Origin of the sequence: Halorientalis regularis, from assembly GCF_023698535.1 — an archaeon.
Taxonomy (GTDB): Archaea; Halobacteriota; Halobacteria; order Halobacteriales; family Haloarculaceae; genus Halorientalis; species Halorientalis regularis.
In genome coordinates this window covers 1-4,266 of the sequence record NZ_JALJCL010000035.1, presented here as the reverse complement: position 1 = coordinate 4,266, position 4,266 = coordinate 1, and the positions used below count along the sequence as shown (strand labels likewise).

General features: G+C 66.6%; 5 protein-coding genes and 1 pseudogene. 2 read left to right on the top strand and 4 right to left on the bottom strand.

Annotated features, from left to right (window positions below):
* Positions 1-209 (bottom strand): annotated as a pseudogene (locus tag MU521_RS21205) (RNA-guided endonuclease TnpB family protein); the annotation flags it as partial.
* 315 nt (positions 210-524) lie between these two features.
* Between MU521_RS21205 and MU521_RS21200 the strand changes: the two are divergent.
* A complete protein-coding gene (locus MU521_RS21200; protein WP_217630207.1) occupies positions 525-1,367 on the top strand; it encodes a lipase family protein in 843 nt (280 codons plus the stop codon).
* 98 nt (positions 1,368-1,465) lie between these two features.
* Positions 1,466-2,194, top strand: coding sequence for a DUF726 domain-containing protein (locus MU521_RS21195; protein ID WP_092695808.1), 729 nt, complete (start codon positions 1,466-1,468; stop codon positions 2,192-2,194).
* 42 nt (positions 2,195-2,236) lie between these two features.
* On the opposite strand, the gene MU521_RS21190 is transcribed toward MU521_RS21195, so the two are convergent.
* The 3 genes from MU521_RS21190 to MU521_RS21180 form a co-directional block, all read right to left on the bottom strand.
* A complete protein-coding gene (locus MU521_RS21190; protein ID WP_092695807.1) occupies positions 2,237-2,935 on the bottom strand; it encodes a DUF7260 family protein in 699 nt (232 codons plus the stop codon).
* Position 2,936: 1 nt separating this feature from the next.
* Positions 2,937-3,887, bottom strand: a complete 951-nt coding sequence (locus tag MU521_RS21185; protein ID WP_092695806.1) for a metallophosphoesterase family protein — start codon at positions 3,885-3,887, stop codon at positions 2,937-2,939.
* A 260-nt stretch (positions 3,888-4,147) separates the two neighbouring features.
* Positions 4,148-4,266 (bottom strand): integrase core domain-containing protein (locus MU521_RS21180; protein WP_250864791.1); only part of this gene is annotated, 119 nt, incomplete at its 5' end.

Sequence of the window (4,266 nt, the reverse complement as noted above, 5' to 3'; positions counted from 1 at the left end):
CCACCGTTGAAGCCATCTGTGGCTTCTCGCACATCGTCGTAGGTCTCGTCATCCAGCGTGGTCTTGCTGGTGGTGACGTACTCGCCTTGGAAAGCGTGGTCTACGACGTATTGAGCGCACCAGAGGAAGGTGTCTACGGTGTCTTCGAGGAGTGCGGCGTCGTCACTGTCTACATCGAGCGCAACGGGGACAGTACGCCGCACCTCCATATCTTATATGTAGGACGAGTAATTCTTAAACATTTGGGAGTCGGCCTGCTACTGGAGCGTGGTTTGATTCCCAGTTGTCGGCTTCATCCCACGGCTAAAGCCGTGGGTTTTCGCCTCGTGTTTTCTATAAACCAGCCGATAGGGTATAAAAACCGCCGTGCATAAGCGTGAAAATAACTAATCGAGGATAGTGGCTGGGAGTGAGTGATGTCTGACCACTCAGACATGGAGAGGGGGAGCAGTTCACAGATCAATAGGCGGTCGGTTCTGCGAGGGATCGCCGCGGGTGGCACGGCAGCGGTCGGTGTCGGTGCCATGAGCGGAACCGCGTCGGCGGCCGAGGAGCAGTGTGTCGGCGGTCTCAACCTCGTCGAGCCGGCCGAGGACTATCCGGTCGTCGTGCGGGACCCGGGCATCCTCGGCATCGGTGCGGGCGGCCTGTCCGAGACGGGCGACATGCCACAGGGAGAAGACGAAGTCGTCATCTACATCCACGGGTGGGTGGAGTTGCTCACCGGTGGTGCCAAGGCCCAGGGCGCGACGGTGCAGCAGGCGCTCCGGAACGCCGGATCCGATATCGCCACGATGGCGTACAATTACCCGAGCAGTAGTCCCAACTGGTGGGGGCAAAAAGGCGGTGCCGAGAAATCCGGTCGCAAGTTCGCCTCGTGGGTCAAGCAGTACCAGGAGGAGAACCCGGACACGGACGTCCGGCTGATCGTCCACTCGCTCGGTGCCCGTACCGGCAGCGGCCTGCTGGACGAACTGGTGAACGAGCTGGGCGGCGAGCCGGTTCGCTCGATGGAGATGCTCGGCGGCGCGATGGCCCGCGATACCGTCACCGTCGACGGCGAGTTCGGCGACGCCATCGCCAACGGGGCTGAGGAGGTCAACAACTACTGGAGCAGCGCGGACAACATCCTCGACGAGATCCTCCAGATCGGCGAGTTCGGCACCGAAGCCGTCGGTGCGAAAGGCGCACCGGAGGACGCCGAGACACCCGACAACTACAACGACATCGACGTCACCGGAATCGTCGATGGCCATTGCCTCTACTACGACCCCAAGGAGGGGTGTATGGAGACTGTGGTCGAGAACTTCCCGGAGGGGTTCCAGGGGGGCGGTGACTCCGGCGGCTTCTTCGACGACTGGTTCTGACGCGGCAGCCACGACCCCATTTTTGCGGCGATAGGGCTATAGGTCGAGTCGTCCACGTTTCGGTACGTGCGGCGACCGGACGGGGAGAGAAGACGAGGATGTCATGGCTACCGCTCGACGCGCTGTCGATGGGGCAAGCGGCACCGCGGGAGTTCCCGATGATACGCAACGGCGAGCTTCGTGGCTCCTTCCCGCCGGATCCGACGGAACTCGTGGTGTACGTCCACGGCTGGCTCGAACGGATCGCCGGCGACGCGGCCGATCAGGCCAACGCCGTGGCCGGTGCCGTCGAGGCACTCGACTACGACGCCACTGTCGTCGGGTTCAGCTATCCCGCGAACCTCCCGCTGTGGCACGCCAGCAAGGCCATCGCCACCCGGAAGGGCCGGGAACTCGCCGCCTGGGTGCAGGCCGTCGCCGCGGAGTGTCCCGACGCACCCGTCCGGATCGTCGCCCACTCGCTCGGCGCACGGCCCGCACTCTCCTGTCTCGACGAACTCCGGGATCACGACGCCGGCGTCCGGTCACTCTCGCTGCTGGGCGCTGCCGTCGACTGTGACAGCGTCACCGACGACGGCCGATGGGGCGAGGCGGTCCGTGCCGGGGCCGAGCAGGTCCACAACTACCACGTGACCGACGACACCACGCTGACCGTCCTCTACCGGTCGGCGGAGTTCGGGGACGAAGCGCTCGGCGTCGACGGCGCGTGCGGGCCGACCCCCGACACCTACGCCGACCACGACGTGGCCGAGCAGGTCACGAGCCATTACACCTACCTCCAGAAGGACGGGGGCTGTCTCGGTCGCGTCATCGGAGACTTCGACTGAATCGGGGGCGGCTACCGGAGTCGGTCTGGCCCGACGCCATCGTCAGTCGGCCCGCCCGGTGACGCGAGGAAGCAGATCGCGAACGGCCTCGAGAACCGACAGCACCGGGTCCTCGACATCGAGGGCGGCGTAGCAGTCGGCCGAGAGCGTCGGCGCGGCGGCATCCTCGCGGTTCGCCAGCGTCGCTCGCCGGCGGGCGGCGTGACGACGACAGCGACGGTCGAGCGAGGCGAGTCGAGCGCCGTCGTCGGTCGCCGCGTCGGCGCTCGATTCGATCGCAAGCAGGTCGCGAGCGACGGCTTCGGTCCGGTCCAGCGTCGCCAGCTCGGCGTCGATGGCACCGATCCGGTCGACGCGGCGCTCGTGAGCCGCGGTCGCGTCGTCGAGGACCGCCGCCTGCAACCCGGGCGTGAGCCGGGCCGCCCGGCGCAGTTCGGCCCGGGTCGTCCGGGTGAGCAGGTCGTCGAAGGTGGGGACCGACGCGTCCGCGTCGTCGATATGTGGGACCGTCGTGACGGTCTCGTCGTAGGCGGTACGGAGCGCGGACGGCCCGCGTTCGGTTCGCGTCGTCACCGCCAGCACGGCGTCGGGCACGTCGACGGCCTCGGATGTCGGCAGCGTCTCGACGCGGCAACAGAATCGGTCGAAGGCGTCGCGTTCGTCGACGAGGCGACGCCGGCGGATTCGGAGCCGGCCCCGGGCCGCGTCGAGGGGTTCGAGCGGGTGGGTCGTCCCCGGCATCTCACTGCCCCGAAGACGCCCGTTCACCGGTAGCGACGGTGGTGCTGGATCGGCAGTCGACGAGGGGGAAGCGGTGCAACGCTCCCTGATCGGCACGATTGGCCACCCACTGACCGTGGGCGTCGCCGTCGCTGGCGGCGGCGTACGCTTCCTCGAACCCGGTGCGGTCGGCCAGCGGGAGCAGGTCGACGGTCGTGCCGCTGGCGTCGATCCGGACGTGCAGGAAGGCCTGCGGGAGCGAACAGGTGGCGGGCGCGGTCACCTCGCGAACGCCCGAGAGCGCGCCGATCCCGGGCCAGTGGCGAGCGCCCGAGACGACCAGTTCGACGCCGCCCGCGTCAAGGACGTGGGCGAGTTCCCGGGCGTTCGCGATGCGCTCGGTCGAGGGTGGGCCGTCGCCGTCAGCGGGGGTCAGGGCGTGGTGACAGAGGACGACCGGGCGTTCGAGTCCGGCGAGAATGGATTCGAGCCAGTCCAGTTGTGTCGGGGAGACGGCAGGCGGGCCGTCGCCGGCCGTCGCGGTGTCGATGCCGACGAGGTCGATCCCGCCGACGTGCTCGGCGAACGGGTAGCGGCCGCCGGCGAAGCGGTCGGCGAACGCCTCGGCCGGCGGCGTTCGGTGGCCGTCGTCGGGCTGTGGCAGGTCGTGTTCGCCCGGGACTGCCAGGACCGGTGCGCTCACGTCGTCGAGCAGCGCCGCGGCTCGATCGAACTCCTGCGGTGCCCCGTCCTTGGTCAGATCGCCCGCGATAGCGACCGCGTCCACGTCCAGCCGGTTGGCCTCCGTCAGAGCCGTCCTGAACCGCTCGACGGTGCGGTGAAAGACCTTCCACGTCCCCGTCGCCCACGGCGTGACGTGTGGGTCCGCCACCACCGCGAGACGCGTCGGTCTCGCCGCCGTCGGGCCGTCGAGTCGTGCCAGGGTCGGGCCCGGAGCACTCCGGTAGAGCATCACCGTATCCTGAATCCCGGCGTCGGATAAACATATTGTAATTTTTATATTTTCGGCTACGTTTGGCACTTGCGAGTATATAGAAGTCCTGACCGAGTCCCCGCGAGCGAAGTGAGCGGGGCCCCGTCAGGACGTAAATGACGAAGCGGTCGCATCAGTGGTGTGCGGTCGCGATATCGAAGAATTGCAGATGGTTGTAGAGTCTTGAGCGGATGTTGCTAGATTCCCCGATATATGATACGTCTAAACAATGGCACTGTCTAGTTCTGGATCTGCTCAGCTGGCGTCTGTCCATCGAGTGCTTGATTCGGTCGTTCGTGGTTGTAGTGGTGTCTAAAGCGTCGTAACCACTGTTTCGCGCTTGTCTGACTGCCCCGCC

Coding starts and splice junctions, on each gene's coding strand:
- MU521_RS21190 (WP_092695807.1), bottom strand. CDS start 2,935: ATGCCGGGGACGACCCACCCGCTCGAACCCCTCGACGCGGCCCGGGGC.
- MU521_RS21195 (WP_092695808.1), top strand. CDS start 1,466: ATGTCATGGCTACCGCTCGACGCGCTGTCGATGGGGCAAGCGGCACCG.
- MU521_RS21185 (WP_092695806.1), bottom strand. CDS start 3,887: ATGCTCTACCGGAGTGCTCCGGGCCCGACCCTGGCACGACTCGACGGC.
- MU521_RS21200 (WP_217630207.1), top strand. CDS start 525: ATGAGCGGAACCGCGTCGGCGGCCGAGGAGCAGTGTGTCGGCGGTCTC.